At 65.6% G+C, this 18,732-nt stretch carries 22 protein-coding genes; 12 read left to right on the top strand and 10 right to left on the bottom strand.

All coding sequences use genetic code 11. The annotated features are described in order from the left end of the window. Positions 1-9 precede the first annotated feature (9 nt). Complete coding sequence (gene aroE, locus ACPRTJ_RS10000; RefSeq protein ID WP_043862253.1) at positions 10-837, top strand: shikimate dehydrogenase; 828 nt, start codon at positions 10-12, stop codon at positions 835-837. Positions 838-906: 69 nt separating this feature from the next. Here aroE and ACPRTJ_RS09995 read toward each other — a convergent pair whose 3' ends face one another. Next, positions 907-2,478, bottom strand: a complete 1,572-nt coding sequence (locus ACPRTJ_RS09995; protein ID WP_426428747.1) for a SulP family inorganic anion transporter — start codon at positions 2,476-2,478, stop codon at positions 907-909. 60 nt (positions 2,479-2,538) lie between these two features. Next, positions 2,539-3,060 carry an NAD(P)H-binding protein gene (locus tag ACPRTJ_RS09990; RefSeq protein WP_058541986.1) on the bottom strand — a complete coding sequence of 174 codons (522 nt, stop codon included), beginning with the start codon at positions 3,058-3,060 and terminating at the stop codon, positions 2,539-2,541. Between the two features lie 78 nt (positions 3,061-3,138). On the opposite strand from ACPRTJ_RS09990, the gene ACPRTJ_RS09985 reads away from it, so the two are divergent. Further along, on the top strand, positions 3,139-3,474 hold the full coding sequence (locus ACPRTJ_RS09985) for a DOPA 4,5-dioxygenase family protein (protein WP_043862256.1): 336 nt from the start codon (positions 3,139-3,141) through the stop codon (positions 3,472-3,474). A gap of 93 nt (positions 3,475-3,567) precedes the next feature. Here the strand turns inward: ACPRTJ_RS09985 and trpA are convergent, their stop codons facing one another. Both trpA and trpB read right to left on the bottom strand, forming a co-directional pair. After that, the gene (gene trpA / locus ACPRTJ_RS09980) at positions 3,568-4,380 is read right to left on the bottom strand and encodes a tryptophan synthase subunit alpha (protein ID WP_426428745.1); all 813 of its coding nucleotides are present in this window, start codon (positions 4,378-4,380) and stop codon (positions 3,568-3,570) included. Further along, complete coding sequence (trpB, locus tag ACPRTJ_RS09975; RefSeq protein WP_043862258.1) at positions 4,377-5,594, bottom strand: tryptophan synthase subunit beta; 1,218 nt, start codon at positions 5,592-5,594, stop codon at positions 4,377-4,379. The genes trpA and trpB overlap by 4 nt, the downstream gene beginning before the upstream one ends. A gap of 111 nt (positions 5,595-5,705) precedes the next feature. Between trpB and ACPRTJ_RS09970 the strand changes: the two genes are divergently transcribed. After that, positions 5,706-6,602 carry a LysR family transcriptional regulator gene (locus ACPRTJ_RS09970; RefSeq protein WP_043862259.1) on the top strand — a complete coding sequence of 299 codons (897 nt, stop codon included), beginning with the start codon at positions 5,706-5,708 and terminating at the stop codon, positions 6,600-6,602. Here the strand turns inward: ACPRTJ_RS09970 and ACPRTJ_RS09965 are convergent. Continuing rightward, positions 6,599-6,925, bottom strand: coding sequence for a DUF883 family protein (locus ACPRTJ_RS09965; RefSeq protein ID WP_043862260.1), 327 nt, complete (start codon positions 6,923-6,925; stop codon positions 6,599-6,601). The genes ACPRTJ_RS09970 and ACPRTJ_RS09965 overlap by 4 nt on opposite strands. A gap of 157 nt (positions 6,926-7,082) precedes the next feature. On the opposite strand from ACPRTJ_RS09965, the gene ACPRTJ_RS09960 reads away from it, so the two are divergent. After that, on the top strand, positions 7,083-7,298 hold the full coding sequence (locus tag ACPRTJ_RS09960) for a dodecin (protein ID WP_043862261.1): 216 nt from the start codon (positions 7,083-7,085) through the stop codon (positions 7,296-7,298). A gap of 52 nt (positions 7,299-7,350) precedes the next feature. Further along, entirely contained in the window at positions 7,351-7,575 is a 225-nt protein-coding gene (locus ACPRTJ_RS09955; RefSeq protein WP_043862262.1) for a DUF1161 domain-containing protein, read from the top strand. A 66-nt stretch (positions 7,576-7,641) separates the two neighbouring features. Here ACPRTJ_RS09955 and ACPRTJ_RS09950 read toward each other — a convergent pair whose 3' ends face one another. Further along, positions 7,642-8,646, bottom strand: coding sequence for an LLM class flavin-dependent oxidoreductase (locus ACPRTJ_RS09950; protein WP_210014018.1), 1,005 nt, complete (start codon positions 8,644-8,646; stop codon positions 7,642-7,644). Between the two features lie 181 nt (positions 8,647-8,827). On the opposite strand from ACPRTJ_RS09950, the gene ACPRTJ_RS09945 reads away from it, so the two are divergent. Both ACPRTJ_RS09945 and ACPRTJ_RS09940 read left to right on the top strand, forming a co-directional pair. After that, a complete protein-coding gene (locus ACPRTJ_RS09945) occupies positions 8,828-9,262 on the top strand; it encodes an OsmC family protein (protein WP_088514205.1) in 435 nt (144 codons plus the stop codon). A gap of 85 nt (positions 9,263-9,347) precedes the next feature. Beyond that, positions 9,348-9,581: a DUF1161 domain-containing protein gene (locus ACPRTJ_RS09940; protein ID WP_043862264.1), complete on the top strand. Its 234-nt coding sequence runs from the start codon at positions 9,348-9,350 to the stop codon at positions 9,579-9,581. 3 nt (positions 9,582-9,584) lie between these two features. Here ACPRTJ_RS09940 and ACPRTJ_RS09935 read toward each other — a convergent pair whose 3' ends face one another. Together ACPRTJ_RS09935 and ACPRTJ_RS09930 are read right to left on the bottom strand one after the other, a co-directional pair. After that, entirely contained in the window at positions 9,585-9,998 is a 414-nt protein-coding gene (locus tag ACPRTJ_RS09935) for a hypothetical protein (protein ID WP_043862265.1), read from the bottom strand. Between the two features lie 52 nt (positions 9,999-10,050). After that, the gene (locus ACPRTJ_RS09930) at positions 10,051-10,464 is read right to left on the bottom strand and encodes a hypothetical protein (RefSeq protein WP_426428741.1); all 414 of its coding nucleotides are present in this window, start codon (positions 10,462-10,464) and stop codon (positions 10,051-10,053) included. Between the two features lie 65 nt (positions 10,465-10,529). Between ACPRTJ_RS09930 and ACPRTJ_RS09925 the strand changes: the two genes are divergently transcribed. Next, positions 10,530-11,636 (top strand): aminopeptidase, encoded by a 1,107-nt coding sequence (locus ACPRTJ_RS09925; protein ID WP_426429099.1) that lies wholly within the window; start codon positions 10,530-10,532, stop codon positions 11,634-11,636. Positions 11,637-11,663: 27 nt separating this feature from the next. On the opposite strand, the gene ACPRTJ_RS09920 is transcribed toward ACPRTJ_RS09925, so the two are convergent. Together ACPRTJ_RS09920 and ACPRTJ_RS09915 are read right to left on the bottom strand one after the other, a co-directional pair. Then, a complete protein-coding gene (locus ACPRTJ_RS09920; protein ID WP_054916038.1) occupies positions 11,664-12,314 on the bottom strand; it encodes an HAD family hydrolase in 651 nt (216 codons plus the stop codon). A 32-nt stretch (positions 12,315-12,346) separates the two neighbouring features. Further along, positions 12,347-12,895: a gamma carbonic anhydrase family protein gene (locus tag ACPRTJ_RS09915; RefSeq protein ID WP_043862269.1), complete on the bottom strand. Its 549-nt coding sequence runs from the start codon at positions 12,893-12,895 to the stop codon at positions 12,347-12,349. Between the two features lie 90 nt (positions 12,896-12,985). Between ACPRTJ_RS09915 and prlC the strand changes: the two genes are divergently transcribed. The 4 genes from prlC to ACPRTJ_RS09895 all read left to right on the top strand — a co-directional run bounded on the left by prlC (position 12,986) and on the right by ACPRTJ_RS09895 (position 18,555). Further along, a complete protein-coding gene (gene prlC / locus ACPRTJ_RS09910) occupies positions 12,986-15,037 on the top strand; it encodes an oligopeptidase A (protein WP_426428739.1) in 2,052 nt (683 codons plus the stop codon). Continuing rightward, the gene (locus ACPRTJ_RS09905) at positions 15,034-15,294 is read left to right on the top strand and encodes a YheV family putative zinc ribbon protein (protein WP_043862271.1); all 261 of its coding nucleotides are present in this window, start codon (positions 15,034-15,036) and stop codon (positions 15,292-15,294) included. The genes prlC and ACPRTJ_RS09905 overlap by 4 nt, the downstream gene beginning before the upstream one ends. Before the next feature lie 99 nt (positions 15,295-15,393). Further along, on the top strand, positions 15,394-17,418 hold the full coding sequence (locus ACPRTJ_RS09900; protein WP_282361782.1) for a M3 family metallopeptidase: 2,025 nt from the start codon (positions 15,394-15,396) through the stop codon (positions 17,416-17,418). A gap of 78 nt (positions 17,419-17,496) precedes the next feature. After that, a complete protein-coding gene (locus ACPRTJ_RS09895; protein ID WP_426428736.1) occupies positions 17,497-18,555 on the top strand; it encodes a PA0069 family radical SAM protein in 1,059 nt (352 codons plus the stop codon). Positions 18,556-18,732 lie beyond the last annotated feature (177 nt).

Below are 18,732 nucleotides of genomic sequence, written 5' to 3'. Positions count from 1 at the left end.
AAACGCGTCATGGACCAGTACGTTGTATTCGGCAACCCGATCGGCCACAGCAAGTCGCCGCTGATTCACCGGCTGTTCGCCGACCAGACCGGCCAGCAGCTGGAGTACAACACCCTGCTGGCGCCGCTGGACGACTTCAGCATGTGCGCGCTGGGCTTCTTCAAGCAGGGCAGCGGCGCCAACGTCACCGTGCCCTTCAAGGAGGAAGCCTACCGCCTGGTGGGTGACGGCCTGACCGCACGCGCCTGGCGAGCCGGGGCGGTGAACACGCTGACCCGGCTGCCCGACGGCAGCCTGCAGGGCGACAACACCGACGGTGCCGGCCTGGTGCGCGACCTCACGGTGAATGCCGGGGTCGAGCTCAAGGGCAAGCGCATCCTGCTGCTGGGGGCCGGTGGCGCGGTGCGCGGGGTGCTCGAGCCGTTGCTGGCGCATGAGCCTGCGTCGCTGGTGATTGCCAACCGTACGGTAGAAAAGGCCGAGCAGCTGGCCCGCGAGTTCGACGACCTGGGGCCGGTGGCCGCCAGCGGCTTCAGCTGGCTGGAAGAGCCGGTGGACCTGATCATCAATGCCACCTCGGCGAGCCTGGCCGGCGAGATGCCGCCGATTGCCGCGAGCCTGATCGAACCGGGCGTGACCGTGTGCTACGACATGATGTATGCCAAGGAGCCCACGCCGTTCTGTCGCTGGGCCACCGAGCACGGTGCGGCCAAGGTGCTGGACGGGCTGGGAATGCTGGCTGAGCAGGCGGCGGAGGCGTTCTTCATCTGGCGCGGGGTGCGCCCGGACACCGGGCCGGTGCTCGATGAGCTGCGCCGGCAGCTGGCGCGGGGCTAGAACGCGGCGCTGCCTTCGCCGGCAAGGCCGGCCCCTGTAGGCGCCGGCCTTGCCGGCGAAGGGCGCAACTCAATCCTCGAACTGGACCGGGCAATCAGCCGCCCCTTCCAGCTTCTGCAACTCCTCCACCACCTGCCCCCTCGCCCGCCGCAGCACCAGCTGACGCCCCTGCCGGCGCAGCCGCCGCGCCTCCTGGTGCAGCATCTCCACCCCCGAGTAATCGATGAAGTTGATCTGCCGCGCATCGATCACCACCACCGGTGCCTGGCACCGCTGCAGGCGCACCTGCAGATAATGGCTGGCGCCGAAGAAGATCGAGCCGAACACCCGCAGCACATCCGCCTCGCCTTCGCGCGACTGCTGTACCCGTGGCTGCGAAGTGCGCTTGAGGTAGAAGAACAGCGACGCCAGCACCCCGGCATAAATCGCCGTCTGCAGTTCCAGCAGCAAGGTGGCGACGCAGGTCAGCAGCATCACCAGAAACTCCGGCCGGCTGACCCGGTACAGCGCCCGAATCGCACGGTAATCCACCAGCCCCCAGCAGATCAGCAGGATGCTGCCGGCCATCGCCGGGATCGGGATGTGCGCGATCAGGCTGGCGCCCGCCACGGCGAACAGCGCCACCCACAGGGCCGAGAACACCCCCGCCAGCGGTGACTGCGCCCCGGCCTCATAGCTGAGCCCGGAACGGGTGAACGAGCCCGACGACAGGTAGCCGGAGAACCACGCACCGCCCAGGCTGGACAGGCCCTGGGCGCGGATCTCCTGGTTGGCGTCGATCAGCTGTTCGGAGCGGATCGACAGCGAGCGCGCAATCGACAGGCTGGTGACCAGCCCCAGCATGCCCACCGCCACGGCACTGGGCAGCAGGCGCAGGATCAGCTCCAGGTCCAGCAGCGGCAGCGGGCTCAGCGGTGGCAGCCGGCCAAAGAACGCCGGCACCAGCGCCACATGGCCGAACAGTGCCGGCCACAGCCACACCAGCAGACTGGCGCCGGCAAGGCTGATCAACAGCGCCGGCCAGCGCGGCCGTGCGAGCTTGATCGACAGCCCCAGCAGCAAGGTGCCTAGCCCCAGCAGCAGCGATGGCCAGTCGATGTCGCCGGCATGCTGCAGCAGGCCTTGCAGGGTTCTGAGGGCGGTGGCCTGGCTGGCGAGGTCGAGCCCCAGCAGGTTCGGCACCTGGCCCAGGGCGATCACCACTGCAGCGCCGAGGGTGAAGCCGAGCACCACCGAGTGCGAGACGAAATTCACCAGCGCGCCGAAGCGCAGCATGCCCAGCAGCCACTGGAACACCCCGGCCAGGAAGGTCAGCAGCAGGATCAGGCGGATGTAGTCGTCGCTGCCGGGCACCGCCACGGGGCTGATGCTGGCGTATAGCACGATGGAGATGGCAGCGGTGGGCCCGCAGATCAGGTGCCACGACGAGCCCCACAGGCACGCAATCAGCACCGGCACGATGGCCGCGTACAGCCCGTACTCGGCGGGCAGGCCGGCGATCAGCGCATAGGCGATCGACTGCGGCAGGGCCAGGATCGCCCCGCTGAGCCCCACCAGCAGGTCGCGCCGCACGCTGGCACGGGTTTGCCGAGGCAACCAGGCGAGAAAGGGAAACAGACGGTGGCGCTCTAGCCAGGCCATGAAGCTCTCTATGCAGTGCGGTGAAGGCTCAGGGTGCAGGCTATGGCGGCCCGGTGCAAGTCAGGGGGCCTCGATGAAATTCACCTGTTCGCCAACATGCAGGTTCAGGTCCAGCAGGTCGGCAATGCCCGCAGCGATGCCTGCCAGGCTGTCCGGGTGCTCGCTCAGTGGCGTGTTGACCAACGTCCAGCGCAGGCCACCGGCCTGCAACAACTCCGCCAGCGGTGCCGCGCCGCCGCCAAACTGGCCCACCAGCACGATGCGACGCAGGGGCGTGCGGGCCATGCCCGCGAGCAGGGCCTGGGTCATCAGCCCCTGGCGCGAGAAGTCGCCGGGCGCCAGGCCGTCGAGCAGGCACACCACGGCCGAGCCGCCGGCGATGCTCTGTTCGGCCTGGTCTGCGCTGGCCAGGCCGCCGTTCTTGACGTGCAGGCCGGGGCGCGCCTGGGGCTGGTTGAGGTCGTCGAGGATCAGGGTCACCTCGTGCTGGCGCTGCAGCAGTTCGCTTACCAGCGCATCACCCAGGGTGCACTGGCCGCCGAGCAGGATCAGTTTGAAGACAGGTGTTTCGGCGTTTTTCACGATAGCGCTCCGGGGGTATCCTGATGGCCTTTGGACCTGCGGGAGCACCTGGGGGTTCGGTCGAATTCAGGAGGCAGCGTGCAACGGATAAAGGGGTATCACGCCCATGTGTATTACGACGCCGGTACGATGGAGCAGGCGCGGGCGCTGTGCGAGGAAGCCGCCACGCTGTTTGGCGTGAGCATGGGGCGCATGCATCAGAAACCGGTGGGGCCGCACCCGGACTGGAGCTGCCAGCTGGCATTCGGGCCGGAGATGGTGGGCGTGGTGCTGCCGTGGCTGGCGTTGTACCGCAAGGGGCTGGTGGTGTTTCTGCATCCGCTGACCGGCGATGAGTTGGCCGATCATCGGGACCATGCGATCTGGATGGGGGCCGTGCGGCCGCTGGATCTTTCGATGTTCGAAGGGGCTTGAAGCGGCGGTGAGGCTTTCGCCGGCAAGGCCGGCTCCTACAGGACTGCGGTGTCTGTAGGAACCGGCCTTGCCGGCGAATGAGGCGACGCGGTATCAGCCTTTGCGCGCGCCGCGCACACCTTCGGCCAGCGCCGAACACAGCGCCAGCACATCGCTTACCGCCTGCTCGCCCGTGCTGGCGTTGGCCACCTTGTCCACCAGCGCCGAACCCACGACCACACCATCGGCCAGCCGCGCAATGGCTGCCGCCTGTTCAGGCGTGCGAATGCCGAAGCCTACGCTGATCGGCAGGTCGGTGTGGCGGCGCAGGCGCTCGATGGCGCCGCTTACCTGATCGCTGGTCGCCGAGCCTGCGCCGGTCACGCCGGCTACCGACACGTAGTACACAAAGCCCGAACTGCGCTCCAGCACGCGTGGCAGGCGCGCGTCATCGGTGGTCGGGGTGGTCAGGCGGATGAAGTCGATGCCCGCGGCCTGGGCCGGGGTGGCCAGCTCGGCGTCGTGCTCCGGCGGCAGGTCGACGATGATCAGGCCGTCCACGCCCGCATCCCTGGCCTCGGCCACGAACTTCTCCACGCCGAAGCGGTGGATCGGGTTGTAGTAGCCCATCAGCACGATCGGCGTGGTGGCATTGCCGGTGCGGAACTCGCGCACCATCTGCAGGGTTTTGGCCAGGCTCTGCCCGGCCTCCAGCGCACGCAGGGTGGCCAGCTGGATGGCCACGCCGTCGGCCATCGGGTCGGTGAACGGCATGCCCAGCTCGATCACGTCGGCACCCGCAGCCGGCAGGCCCTTGAGGATCGCCAGCGAAGCGTCGTAGCCCGGGTCACCGGCGGTCACGAAGGTCACCAGGGCAGCGCGGCCCTCGCGCTTGAGGTCGGCAAAACGTTGTTCAAGACGGCTCATGCCTGCTTCTCCTGCGCGGCCATATGGCTCATTACGGTTTGCATGTCCTTGTCGCCACGCCCCGAAAGGCACACCACCATCAGGTGGTCCCTGGGCAGGGTGGGCGCACGCTTGATGGCTTCGGCCAGCGCGTGGGAGGTTTCCAGCGCCGGGATGATGCCTTCCAGGCGGCAGGTGGCGTGGAACGCATCCAGCGCCTCGTCGTCGGTGATGCTCACGTACTCGACGCGCTTCACTTCGTGCAGGTAGGCGTGCTCCGGGCCGATGCCGGGGTAGTCCAGGCCGGCGGAAATCGAGTGGGCGTCGGTGATCTGGCCATCGGCGTCCTGCAGCAGGTAGGTGCGGTTGCCGTGCAGCACGCCGGGCACGCCGCCGTTGAGGCTCGCTGCGTGCTTGTCGGTGTCGACCCCGTGGCCGCCGGCCTCGACGCCGATGATCTGCACACTGGCGTCATCGAGGAAGTCATGGAACAGGCCCATGGCGTTGGAGCCACCACCCACACAGGCGATCAGGCTGTCGGGCAGGCGCCCTTCCTTGGCCTGCAGCTGCTCGCGGGTTTCCTTGCCGATGATCGACTGGAAGTCGCGCACCATCGCCGGGTACGGGTGCGGGCCGGCCACGGTGCCGATCAGGTAGAAGGTGTCGTCGACGTTGGTCACCCAGTCGCGCAGCGCTTCGTTCATGGCGTCCTTGAGGGTGCCGGTGCCGGCGGTGACCGGCACGATCTCGGCGCCCAGCAGCTTCATGCGGAACACGTTGGCCTGCTGGCGCTCGATGTCGGTGGCGCCCATGTAGATCACGCAGGGCAGGCCGAAACGTGCGGCCACGGTGGCGGTGGCCACACCGTGCATGCCGGCGCCGGTTTCGGCGATCAGGCGCTTCTTGCCCATGCGCTTGGCCAGCAGCACCTGGCCGATGCAGTTGTTCACCTTGTGCGCGCCGGTGTGGTTGAGCTCTTCGCGCTTGAAGAAGATCTTCGCCCCGCCGCAGTGTTCGGTGAGGCGCTCGGCGAAGTACAGCGGGTTAGGACGGCCGATGTAGTCGCGCTGGAAGTACGCCAGTTGCTCGTTGAACTCGGGGTCGGCCTTGGCCGCTTCGTATTCGCGGGCCAGGTCGAGCACCAGCGGCATCAGGGTTTCGGCCACGTAGCGGCCACCGAATGCGCCAAACAGGCCGTTGGCATCGGGGCCGCTGCGGAAGTTGGTCTGGGTCATGGGTCGCTCCAGGGCGTGGGTATGAGGTCGCAATGGGCCTACTCTACCCACGACACGCGCCGCTGAAAACCGATAAGATCGCCACAACCTGTCAGGAAAACTCACACGTCAATGGCCAGAGAACTGCCCCCGCTCAATGCCCTTCGGGCCTTTGAAGCCACCGCCCGGCTCAACAGCGTCAGCCAGGCTGCCGAGCAACTGCACGTGACCCACGGTGCGGTGAGCCGGCAGTTGAAGGTGCTTGAAGAGCACCTGGGCGTGAGCCTGTTCGTCAAGGAAGGGCGCGGCATTAAACTCACAGATGCCGGTGTGCGCCTGCGCGACGCCAGCAGCGACGCCTTCGAGCGCCTGCGCAGCGTGTGCGCCGAGCTGGGCCAGGACCGCGCCGACGCACCGTTCGTGCTGGGTTGTTCAGGCAGCCTGCTGGCGCGCTGGTTCATTCCGCGCCTTGGGCGCCTGCAGGCCGACCTGCCGGAACTGCGTCTGCACCTGTCGGCGGGCGAAGGCGACCTGGACCCGCGCCGGCCGGGGCTGGATGCGCTGCTGGTATTCGCCGAGCCGCCGTGGCCGGCCGACATGCAGGTGCACGTGCTGGCACAGGAATGCATCGGGCCGGTGCTCAGCCCGCACTTTCCAGGGTTCGACCGCCTGCGTCAGGCGCCAGCCAGCGCCTTGCTGGGGGAAACCCTGCTACACACCACCTCGCGGCCCCAGGCCTGGCCCGACTGGGCCCGCCAACAGCACATCGACCCGCAGGCAATGCGCTACGGGCAAGGGTTCGAGCATCTGTATTACTTGCTGGAGGCAGCTGTGGCCGGCCTGGGGGTGGCGATCGCCCCGCAGCCGCTGGTGGCCGATGACCTGCGTGCCGGCAGGCTGGCGGCACCGTGGGGCTTTGGTCCTACGCGGGCGTCATTGGCCCTGTGGGTGCCCCGGCGCGCCGCGGACGGGCGCGCCGAGCAGCTGGCGCACTGGTTGCGCGCCGAACTGGGGCGGCAGGCGCTTTAGTCGCCGCGCTTGCACAGCAGGTAGGCGGCCAGCAGGCCCAGTGCGCCCACGGCCACGCCGGCGGTGGTCCAGGGGTGTTGCTGGGCATAGTCACGGGTGGCGATGCCGGTTTCGCGGGTCTTGGTCTTGACCTCTTCATAGGCATCGGTGAGCAGGCTGCGCGAGTGACGCAGGGCATTCTCGGCATTGCCCTTGAGGCTCTTCAGGGTCTTGCGCGACTCGTCCGAAGCATCGTCTTTGAGGTTTTCCAGGGATTTGAGGAGACTTTCGATTTCCGCTTCCATGCTTTGCAACGAGGCTTTACGTAGCGAGCTATTGGCCATGGTGGCTCTCCTTCAGGGTTTGAGTGGCATGTGAAGAATGGGACTGCGCAGTGCCGCGAAAGTGCAGAGCAATCGAACTTTTGCCAGGTTTTTACCCACACAGGTAAACCTGCCTGGCGCTGCTAGGCTCAATGCACACCATTGATGGAGAGTAGTCATGTCTGATCACCACACGTACAAGAAGGTCGAACTGGTCGGCTCCTCGCCCAGCAGCATCGAGGACGCGATCAACAATGCCCTGGCCGAAGCGGCCAAGAGCATCAAGCACCTGGAGTGGTTCGAAGTGACCGAGACCCGGGGCCATATCAAGGATGGCAAGGCGGCGCATTTTCAGGTAACCATCAAGGTGGGCTTCCGTATCGCCAACAGCTGATGGCGGCCGGCTGGCCCTGAACCCTTTTTGATCTGAACAAGGAATGCGATCGATGAAGAAGCTGGTATTGGCGTTTGGCTTGATGACCCTGGCCGGGACTGCGCTGGCGGCGGGCAAGCCGTGTGAAGAATTGAAGAGCGAGATTGCCGCGAAGATCGACGCCAATGGCGTACCGCACTATTCGCTGGAAATCGTCGACAAGGGCGCTGCGACCGATGGCAAAGTGGTGGGCTCGTGTGAAGGCGGTACCAAGGACATCGTGTACAAGCGCGGCTGATCGGTGAGTCTTTCGCCAGCAAGGCTGGCTCCTACGTAGGAGCCAGCCTTGCTGGCGAAAGGGCCCTCAGTTGCCCTTGATGATCTGCGACAGAATCTCGTAGGACCGGATCCGGTCCGCATGCTCGTACAGGTCGCAGGTAAAGATCAGCTCATCAGCACCGGTCTGCTCCAGCAGCACGTCCAGTTTGGCGCGGATCTTCTCTGGCCCGCCCACCATCGCCAGGCCCAGGAAACTTCCCACTGCCTCCCGCTCATGGGGCTGCCACAGGCCGTCCATGCTGTCGACGGGCGGGCGCTGCACCAGGCTCTGCCCACGCATCAACGCCAGAATTCGCTGATACACCGAGGTGGCCAGGTACTCGGCCTGCTCGTCGGTATCGGCCGCCACCAGCGGTACACCCAACATCACGTAGGGCTTGTCGAGCACCGTCGAGGGCTTGAAGTGGTTGCGGTACACGCGGATCGCTTCATGCATCATGCGCGGCGCAAAGTGCGAGGCAAACGCATACGGCAAGCCGCGCATCCCCGCCAGCTGTGCACTGAACAGGCTCGAGCCCAGCAGCCAGATCGGCACCTCGGTGCCATACCCCGGCACGGCAATCACTTTCTGGTCGGGCGTGCGCGGGCCCAGGTAGCGCACCAGTTCCTCTACATCGTCCGGGAAGTCGTCGGCGCTGCCCGAGCGCTCGCGGCGCAGGGCGCGGGCGGTCATCTGGTCGGAGCCCGGCGCACGCCCCAGGCCCAGGTCGATACGGCCCGGGTACAGGCTGGCCAGGGTGCCGAACTGCTCGGCAATCACCAGCGGCGCGTGGTTGGGCAGCATCACCCCGCCTGCACCCACGCGGATCGTCGAGGTACCACCGGCCAGGTACCCCAGCAGCACCGAGGTGGCGGAGCTGGCAATGCCGTCCATGTTGTGGTGCTCGGCCACCCAGAAGCGGTTGTAGCCGAATTTCTCCACGTGTTGCGCCAGGTCCAGTGAGTTGCGCAGCGACTGGGCCGGGCCGCTGTCCTGGCGTACCGGTACCAGGTCGAGGGTGGAGTATTTGATGTCCGCGAGTCGCGTCATGGCGTGTACGCCTCCTGAATGGTTAGGCCGACAGCATGCCGCGACCTTTCTGACTCTGTATGGGCAGATCACAGGTATTCAATGCCTGCCCCTGCAATCGGGCTGAACTTGCCCGTGGTGACGCCCTCTGAATTGAACGCCAGGCGCGATCCCCCGCGCTCTCAGGCACTCAGGAGGCTTTATGAGTTCGATAAAAAAGACAGCATCGGCAATCTGGCAAGGCGACCTGAAGACCGGCAAGGGCCAGCTCTCCACCGAGAGTGGCGCCTTGAAGGCCAACCCCTATGGCTTCAACACCCGGTTCGAAGGCCAGCCTGGTACCAACCCTGAAGAACTGATCGGCGCTGCCCATGCAGGCTGCTTCTCCATGGCCTTTTCGATGATCCTCGGCGAAGCCGGCCTGACCGCCGAGCGTATCGACACCATCGCCGAAGTGACCCTGGACAAGCAGCCCGATGGTTTTGCCATCACCGCCGTGCACCTGATCCTCAAGGCCAAGGTGCCCGGTGCCGACAAGGCGAAATTCGAGGAGCTGGCCAACAAGGCCAAGGCAGGATGTCCGGTATCCAAGGTGCTCAAGGCCCAGATCAGCCTGGACGCGACCCTGGTGGACTGACGCCGGCGCAGATCAGAACGACGCACGGCTTCTTGTGGTCAAATGGCTGTCGGCAGATGGTCTGCCGCCACAAGGAGCTGTTCTGATGACTCGTATTGCATTCGCTGTGCTGACCTCGTTGCTGGCCACCAGTGCGCTGGCCGCGCCCAAGGACTGCGCCGAGCTCAAGGCCGAGATCGAAGCCAAGATCCAGGCCAACAATGTCTCTTCCTACACCCTGGAAATCGTGACCAACGATGAAGTCCATGACCAGAACATGGTGGTGGGCAGCTGTGAGAACGGCACCAAGAAAATCATCTACCAGAAAAACGATCGCTAGCCGTCACGGGATGCAGAAGATGTCGTTCTGTTCTTCGGCGACCAGCTTGCGCTGCGCGTCGTACAGATAGGCACTGGGCTGCATGGCCGGGGCGCGGGCTTCGATGCGGTAGCGCTGGCCGGCCTGGAAGTCGTCGTAGCGAATCTTCAGGTAGCAGGTGCGTTCGGTGGGGTCGGTGCTGAAACCGCCTGAATACACCTCGAAATCAAAGCGCACCACCAGTTCGTGTTTGCCCGGCGTGACCTGGAAGAAACGGCCGTCGTTCAGGCGCTGACCATCCAGGCGGTCGGCCATGAGCACCTTGCCCGGCGTGACGGTATACAGGTCGATCCAGGCCTGCTTGCTGTCGACCGGTGGCAGGGGACTGGCACAGGCCCCCAAGGTACTGATGGCAAGCAGCATCATGGGCTGGCGCATGGCAATCTCCGCTGGCGGGCTACAAGCTACAAGCATAGCGCCATTAGTCTGTTCAGGTACGCTGGCATCCGGCAGGCAAACCGGTGCCGACCAGTTTGCGCTGCTCGTCGTAGAGCTTGGCCCAGGGCCTGAAGCCGATGCTGCCGGCCTGCAACTGATAGCGCTGGCCGGCATTGAAATCCTTGAATTTCACGTTCAGCTGGCAATCGCGCCACAGTGGTTCGTCCACCGGCCCGATATTGCCGGGCGCTACCGCGAACTGATAGCGCACCGTCAGCTCGTGACTGCCCGGCGTGACTTCGAAGTAGCGGGTGTCGGCCCAGCTGTGCTCGTCCACCTCCAGCGCGTGCAGGGTGTCGTCGGCAGCGGGCTGGAGGTCGACCCAGGCCTGGTTCGGGTCGGCGGCGGGCAGGCCGGCGCAGCCGGTCAGGGCCAGCACAGCGCTGGCGGCAAGCATCGTACGCATGGCAAAACTCCGGGCAGGCAGGATAGTCTTGGGCCGATGAGCACTTGAGCGAGACATCCCTGCACATGGTTCGAATTTTTTTCTGGTTGCGCTCAAGCCCCGGGGCACTCGACCGCGTTTTCCGCGGGTTGGTTCCCGTGCTGCTGATCGGGCTGCTCAACGGTTGCACCAGCCTCGGCTACTACAGCCAGCTGGCCAGCGGGCAATGGAAGCTGCTGCGCGCGCGCGAGCCGGTGGCGGTGCTGGTGGCCGACCCGGCCACCCCCCCTGCCCTGCGCCAGCACCTGGCGAAAGCGCAGCAGGCACGCGCTTTTGCCAGCAGCCACCTTAAGCTGCCGGACAACCGCAGCTACCGGGTGTACGCCGATATCGGGCGCCCGTTCGTGGTGTGGAACGTGTTCGCCACCCCGGAGTTTTCGCTGGAACCGCATACCTACTGCTTCCCCATCGCCGGTTGCGTGGCCTATCGCGGCTACTACAGCCAGGGTGCGGCGCGCGGGGCGGCGGCGTTGCAGAAGGCGCAGGGGCAGGATGTGTATGTGGGCGGGGTGGAGGCCTATTCGACCCTGGGCTGGTTCGACGACCCGATTCTCAATTCGATGCTGGGCTGGGGCGACGAGCGCCTGGCCACGGTGATCTTCCACGAACTGGCGCACCAGCGCGTGTACGTGAAGGACGACACGGCGTTCAACGAGTCGTTTGCCACCTTTGTGGAGCAGGAAGGTTCGCGCCAGTGGCGCGCGGCCCGCGGGCTGGCGCCCTTGCCGCAGGGTGGAGCGCGCCAGCGTGACGAGTTCGTGGGGCTGGTGCTGGCCAGCCGCGAGCGGCTCAAGACGTTGTATGCACAGCCGCTGGACGAGGCAGCGATGCGCGCGGGCAAGCAGGCCGAGTTCGAGCGCCTGCGCAGCGAGTACCGGGTGCTGCGCGATACAAGGTGGCAGGGCGACAAGCGCTATGACGCGTGGATCAACGCGCCGATGAACAACGCCAAGCTGCTGCCGTTCGGGCTGTATGACCAGTGGGTGCCTGCGTTTGCAGCGTTGTTCCGGGAGGTTGGCGGAGATTGGGCGGTGTTCTACCAGCGGGTCGAGGCCTGGGGGCGGTTGCCGTTCGAGCAGCGCCAGCAGGCCCTGGAAAGCTCCGCCGGGAAGGCCGGGTCGCATCCCCTGTAGGAGCCGGCATTGCCGGCGAAAAGGCCCTCAGGACCGCATGAAGGCCCGATGCAGCTCGCCCAGCGTGTCGAAATGATAAGCCGGCTGCTCTGCGGTCAATTCCTCGCGGCTGCCAAACCCGTAGCCCACCGCCACTGCTTCCAGCCCGTTGCTGCGCGCGCCGATCAGGTCGTGCTTGCGGTCGCCGATCATCAGCGTCTGCGCCGGGTCCAGGTTTTCTTCGGCCAGCAGGTGCGCAATCAGCTCCACCTTGTTGGTGCGCGTACCGTCCAGCTCGCTGCCGTAGATGACCTTGAAATGCCGGGCAAAATCGAAGTGCCGGGCAATCTCGCGGGCGAACTCCCAGGGCTTGGAGGTGGCGATGTACAGCGTGCGCCCCTGCGCCTGCAGCCCTTCGAGCAGCTCGCTCACGCCTTCGAACACGCGGTTCTCGTACAACCCGGTGACCTTGAAGCGCTCACGGTAGAAGTTCACCGCCTGCCATGCCTTGGCCTCGTCGAAGCCGTAGAACTGCATGAACGCCTGCAGCAAGGGCGGGCCGATGAAGTGTTCCAGGCGGGCCAGGTCCGGCTCGTCGATGTCCAGCTTGGCCAGGGCGTACTGGATGGAACGCGTGATGCCTTCACGGGGGTCGGTGAGTGTACCGTCGAGGTCGAACAGAATGGTTTGCTGGTGCATGACAGTCTCGAAAAAAGGGGGCTGTGGATAACTCACTCAGGCTGGTCGAAGCCTTCGGCCAGGTGCAGGTCCTTGAGCTTCACGTAGTTGGCGGCGCTGTAGGGGAAGAACGCGCGTTCCTTGTCGGTCAGCGCCCGTGCCTGCTTCACCGGGCTGCCCACGTACAGGAAACCGCTCTCCAGCGTCTTGCCCGGCGGTACCAGGCTGCCGGCACCGATGATCACCTCGTCCTCGACCACCGCGCCGTCCATGATGGTGCTGCCCATGCCGACCAGAATGCGGTTGCCCAGGGTGCAGCCATGCAGCATGACCTTGTGACCAATGGTCACGTCATCGCCGATCAGCAGCGGGTAGCCGTCGGGATTGAACGGCCCGGCATGGGTGATGTGCAGCACGCTGGCGTCCTGCACGCTGGTGCGCGCGCCGATGCGGATGCGGTGCATGTCGCCGCGGATCACCGTCAGGGGCCATACCGAGCTGTCCTCGCCGATCTCGACATCACCCAGCACCACTGCGCTGCGGTCGACGAAGGCGCGGGCGCCGAGACGCGGAATGTGTTGCTGGAAGCTGCGGATGGCCATGAATAGTGTCTCTCTGTAAGGCTGATAGCTGCGGTCAGCGTCGATTGTAATTAAGATGGAGCGGTGTTTCTTCTGCCAAGGTGTTTAACCGTGAGTGCGAACAACCCGCTTCTGCAGTCTTATGACCTGCCGCCCTTCTCGGCGATCCGTGCCGAGCATGTGCTGCCGGCGATCGAACAGATCCTGGCCGACAACCGCAGCGCCATCGCCTCGATCCTGAAAACCCAGGGCCAGAACCCCACCTGGGCCGGCCTGGTGCTGGCCATGGACGAACTCAACGACCGACTGGGCGCCGCCTGGAGCCCGGTCAGCCACCTCAACGCGGTGTGCAACAGCGCCGAGCTGCGCGAGGCCTACGAGGCCTGCCTGCCGGCCCTGAGCGCCTACGCCACCGAAATGGGCCAGAACCGCGAGCTGTTCCAGGCCTATGAAGCGTTGATCGCCAGCCCCGAAGCCGCCGGCTTCGATGTGGCGCAGAAAACCATCCTCGAACATGCCCTGCGTGACTTCCGCCTGTCGGGTATCGACCTGCCGGCCGACCAGCAGAAGCGATATGCCGAGGTGCAGAGCAAGCTTTCGGAACTGGGCAGCCGTTTCTCCAACCAGCTGCTCGACGCCACCCAGGCCTGGACCAAGCACGTCACCGACGAGGCCGCACTGGCCGGCCTGACCGAATCGGCCAAGGCGCAGATGGCGGCCGCCGCGCAGGCCAAGGGCCTGGATGGCTGGCTGATCAGCCTGGAATTCCCCAGCTACTACGCCGTGATGACCTACGCCCACGACCGTGCCCTGCGCGAAGAACTGTACGCGGCCTACTGCACCCGCGCCTCGGACCAGGGCCCCAACGCCGGCCAGTTCGACAACGGCCCGGTGATGCGCGAGATCCTCGACCTGCGTCAGGAGCTGGCCGAGCTGCTGGGTTATGCCAACTTCGCCGAGCTGAGCCTGGCCACCAAGATGGCCGAGTCCAGCGACCAGGTGCTGAGCTTCCTGCGTGACCTGGCCAAGCGCAGCAAACCCTTCGCCGCCCAGGACCTGGCCCAGCTCAAGGCCTACGCCGCCGAGCAGGGCTGCCCGGACCTGCAGAGCTGGGACAGCGGTTTCTATGGCGAGAAGCTGCGCGAACAGCGTTACAGCGTGTCGCAGGAAGCCCTGCGTGCCTACTTCCCGATCGACAAGGTGCTGTCGGGCCTGTTCACCATCGTGCAGCGCCTGTACGGCATCGAGATCGCCGAGGTGAAAGGCTTCGATACCTGGCACCCGGACGTGCGCCTGTTCGAGATCAAGGAAAACGGCCAGCACGTGGGGCGCTTCTTCTTCGACCTGTACGCCCGCGCCAACAAGCGCGGCGGTGCCTGGATGGACGGCGCCCGCGACCGTCGCCGCACGGCCGATGGCAGCCTGCAGAGCCCGGTGGCCAACCTGGTGTGCAACTTCACCCCGGCCGCCCCGGGCAAGCCGGCGCTGCTGACCCACGATGAAGTCACCACCCTGTTCCACGAGTTTGGCCACGGCCTGCATCACCTGCTGACCCGCATCGAGCATGCCGGCGTATCCGGCATCAATGGCGTGGCCTGGGACGCGGTCGAGCTGCCGAGCCAGTTCATGGAGAACTGGTGCTGGGAGCCCGAAGGCCTGGCGTTGATCTCCGGTCATTACGAAAGTGGCGCTGCCCTGCCGCAGGACCTGCTGGAGAAGATGCTGGCGGCGAAGAACTTCCATTCGGGCCTGATGATGGTGCGCCAGCTGGAGTTCTCGCTGTTCGACTTCGAACTGCACGCCAGCCACGGCGATGGCCGCAGCGTGCTGGAGGTGCTCGAAGGGGTGCGCGACGAGGTTTCGGTGATGCGCCCGCCGGCGTACAACCGCTTCCCCAACAGCTTTGCGCACATCTTCGCCGGCGGCTACGCGGCCGGTTACTACAGCTACAAGTGGGCTGAAGTGTTGTCGGCCGATGCCTTCTCGCGCTTCGAGGAAGAGGGTGTGCTCAACGCCGAAACCGGTCGCGCCTTCCGCGAGGCGATTCTGGCCCGTGGCGGCTCGCAGGCGCCGATGCGCCTGTTCGTCGACTTCCGTGGCCGTGAGCCGTCGATCGATGCGCTGTTGCGCCACAGTGGCCTGAGCGAGGACCTGGCGGCATGAGCAAGACCAAGAAACGCTTCATTGCCGGGGCCGTATGCCCGGCGTGCAGCGAGCCGGACAAGCTGATGATGTGGAGCGAAGACGGCGTGCCACACCGCGAGTGCGTGGCCTGCGGGTTCTCCGACACGCTCAACGAACAGGGCCTGTCGGTGCCCAAGGAACTGGGCACCCGCGTCAACCAGGCCGAGGCCAAGGCGCCCCAGCCTGCGGTGCAGACGGTGCAGTTCTTCCCCAATCCGAAGCTGAAGAAGCCCTAGCGGGCCGTGTGGCTGGTGCAGGGGCATACATAGTTAGCCCCTGCCGCACCGGCAACCCTTGAAAGTGACGGGACCTTCCCGTCACTCAAGGAGCTGCCCATGACCAGCAATCCCCTGCTCGCCCCCCTCGATCCGCCAGCCTACGCCGACATCCGCCTGGAACACCTGACGGCGGGCATCGACCAGATCATCCTCGACAACCACAACGCTCTGGCCCGCATCATCCTGGCCCAGCGTGGCCTGCCTACCTGGGACGACCTGGTGATGGCCATCGATGCACTGGATGCACGCCTCAACAACGCCGTTCGCCTGATCGTGCCCCTGTACACCCGCGGCGAGGCCTGGAAGGCCGCCGTGGACGAGTGCTGGCTCAAGACCCAGGCCTATCATCAGGCAAAGCTGCAGAACGCCACGTTGCTGGCGCTCTATCAGCGTCTGGCCGACAGCGCCCACGGTGCGCTGTTCAGCCACGAACGCAGGATGTCGCTGCAGCAGTCGATCAAGGCCTTTCGCCTGAGCGGCGCCGAGCTCGGTGAAACCGAGCGTGCCCGCCTGATGGCCCTGCAAACCAGCATCAGTGCCCAGCGCAACCTGTTCCTCGACAACCTGGCACACGCCACCGGCGCCTGGACCCTGCTGATCACCGATGCCCGGCGCCTGCAGGGGGTCGACGCGCTGGAGACCGCCGCCATGGCGCGCAAGGCCCAGGCCAAGGGCCTCGAGGGCTGGCTGGTGACCTTGGAAGAGGCCCCGTGCCTGGCCATCCTGCAGCAGGCCACAGACCGCAGCCTGCGTGAAACCGTGTATCGGGCCTACCATGGCCGCGCGTCGGAGCTGGACGCAGGCCCCGACAACGGCCCGGTGCTGCTGGAGTTGCGACGACTGCGCCATGAGCAGGCGCAACTGCTGGGGTTTGCCAGCTTTGCCGAACTCAGCCTGCAGACCAAGACGGCAGAATCGACGCAACAGGTCACGCGGTTTCTGCAGGACCTGAGCACCCACAGCGCCGCCTGGCGTAGCGCCGAAACCGCGCGGTTGCGGGCCTTCGACCAGCAGGCGCGCCTGGGTGGCCTGCAACCCTGGGACATCGCCTTTTACGCGCAGCGTGCGCATCGGCACCCGCTGGCGCTGTCTGGCGAGGAAATGCGTGGCTACTTCCCGCTGGAGCAGGTGGTGCTGGCCATGACGCAACTGGCCGATACCCTGTTCGGCGTGCAGATCACACCGTCCAGCACGTTGCAGGCCTGGCATGCGGATGTGCGGTGCTTCGAGGTAACCCAGGGCCATGCGTTGGTGGGGTACCTGTACATGGATGCGATCACCCGCCCGGGCAAGGAGGACTACGCCTGGAGCCTGCGAGTATGGAACCGCCACGTGGATGCCGAGGGTCGGTTTCACAAGGGCGCGGCGGCGCTGTTCTGCGCAGTCGAGCGTGGCGACGGGGTTGCCCCACCGTTGCTGACCCACCTGGACCTGCGCAAGCTGTACCACGAGTTCGGTCACTGCCTGCACCAGCTGCTGGTGGCCACCACCGATTACCGCCTGTCCGATATCGACAGCCTGGGGCCGGACGGGATCGAGTTCTTCAGTGAGCTGCTGGAGCGCTGGTGCTGGTCGGCCGAGTACCTGGCCGGTATCTCCCATCACTACCAGACAGGCAAGGCACTGCCGCAGTCCACGGTGCAGGCGTTTCTCGACCAGCAGAAACAGCAGCAAGGGCTCACGTTTGCCCGAGACCTGGCAATGGCGCGCCTGGACCTGCACCTGCATGGCGAGACCTACCCGGCTGCTGCGCAAAGCCTGCAGCAGCAGGTGGTGGAACAGTTCGACGCAGTGCTGCCCTGGCCGCTGGGCGATTTCGAGCGCCCGGCCCAGGCCTTCGATCACCTGGCCAGCGGCTACGAGGCGGGCTATTACAGCTACCTGTGGTCACGGGTCTACGCGATCGATGCCTTCGCCCGGTTCGAAGCCGAAGGCGTGCTCAACCCGGCCACCGGGCGTGCCCTGCTCGAGGCCATTGTTGCCCCGGGGGCCGGGCGCTCGATCACGGCAGGGTTCAAGGTGTTTCGCGGGCGTGAGGTGAGCCCCCTGCCGTTTCTGCAGTGGCATGGCCTTAACCCGTAGCCACGTCGGGCGCCGAGCGGTGCTGGAGGTCCTGGTGGCGATGAAGTACTGTATATAAAAACAGTACAGGGGCTCGCCATGTTCACTCCAGCGCCTGTGCGTGGTCGCGGTACCGCGCACAACCCGCACAACCGCTTCGCCCCTGCCCGCTCTGTGGCCGAGGATGATGGCTGGTACCAGGAGGTGCCGCTGACCCAGGGTACCGAAGTCCGCATCGAGACGGCCAAAACCATCATCACCCGTAACACCTCGCCCGACCTGCCCTTCGACCGCTCGATCAACCCCTACCGAGGTTGCGAGCATGGTTGCATCTATTGCTATGCCCGCCCCAGCCACGCCTACTGGGACCTGTCGCCGGGGCTCGATTTCGAGACCAAGCTGATCGCCAAGACCAACGCGGCGGCGATGCTGGAACAACAGCTGTCGAAGAAAGGCTACGTGTGCGCCCCGATCAACCTGGGGTCCAACACCGACCCGTACCAGCCCATCGAGCGCGAACAGCAGCTGACCCGGCGCCTGCTCGAAGTGCTGCTGCGCTACCGTCACCCGGTCACCATCGTGACCAAGGGCTCGCTGATCCTGCGCGACCTCGACCTGCTGGCCGAACTGGCACAGCAGCGCCTGGTGTCGGTGATGATCAGCCTGACCACCCTCGACGACGAGCTCAAGCGCACCCTGGAACCGCGTGCCGCCGCGCCCAAGGCGCGGTTGCGGGCGATTCGGGTGATGCGCGAGGCGGGTGTACCGGTAGGTGTGCTGTGTTCGCCGATGATCCCGATGATCAACGACAGCGAACTGGAGCACCTGCTGGAGGCGGCCAAGCAGGCCGGCGCGCTGCACGCGGCCTACATGCTGCTGCGCCTGCCGCTGGAGGTGGCGCCGCTGTTCGAGCAATGGCTGCAGGATCATTACCCGCAACGTGCGACCCATGTGCTGAGCCTGATCCGTCAGAGCCGTGGCGGCGAGCTGTACGACAGCCGTTTTGGCGCACGCATGCGGGGCGAAGGCGTGTTTGCCGACTTGCTGGCGCAGCGTTTCGACAAGGCCATGCGCCGCCTGGGACTGAACCGGCGTGAAGGCCATGCACTCGATTGCAGCGCGTTCTGCCCGCCCGGTGGGCAGTTGTCGCTGCTGTAATGCATTAATGGGTAGTTGCCATTAATGCTTTTTTGCTAGTATTCGAGGCCCGCCCTTTTGTTCTGGAACGCCCGTTCTAGAGCCTCCAAATTCAGTTTGAGTTAAGTTTTTCCGCGTAGCGTGAAAAGCCAGGCAGCCGCACTGTGCTTTATTGAGCGTGAGCGACATCCAAGCTTC

Origin of the sequence: Pseudomonas palmensis (genome assembly GCF_049942755.1) — a bacterium.
GTDB classification, from domain to species: Bacteria; Pseudomonadota; Gammaproteobacteria; order Pseudomonadales; family Pseudomonadaceae; genus Aquipseudomonas; species Aquipseudomonas palmensis.
The sequence above is the reverse complement of the archived record's forward strand: the minus strand, read 5'-3'. Positions and strand labels throughout refer to the sequence as shown.